Raw genomic sequence first — 211 nt, forward strand, 5'->3', positions numbered from 1 at the left:
TGGCTACAGCGAAGGGGAAACACCTGTTTCCATCCCGAACACAGCCGTTAAGCCCTTCAGCGCTGATGGTACTGGGACGTGAAGTCCTGGGAGAGTAGGTCGCTGCGACTCCTTACCTTCTAAATACCCTAACATTCCAGAGTAGCTCAATGGTGGAGCACCCGGCTGTTAACCGGTAGGTTGGAGGTTCGAGTCCTCTCTCTGGAGCCAA

The 211-nt window shown here is 54.5% G+C and carries 1 tRNA gene and 1 rRNA gene; both read left to right on the plus strand.

What is annotated here, in order from left to right:
• A 5S ribosomal RNA gene (gene rrf, locus AAIG11_RS18155) occupies positions 1-111 on the plus strand; the annotation flags it as partial.
• Positions 112-135: 24 nt separating this feature from the next.
• Positions 136-210, plus strand: a tRNA-Asn gene (locus tag AAIG11_RS18160).
• The last annotated feature ends 1 nt before the right edge of the window (position 211 follow it).

The organism is Anoxynatronum sibiricum (genome assembly GCF_039414295.1).
Taxonomy (GTDB): Bacteria; Bacillota; Clostridia; order Peptostreptococcales; family Tindalliaceae; genus Anoxynatronum; species Anoxynatronum sibiricum.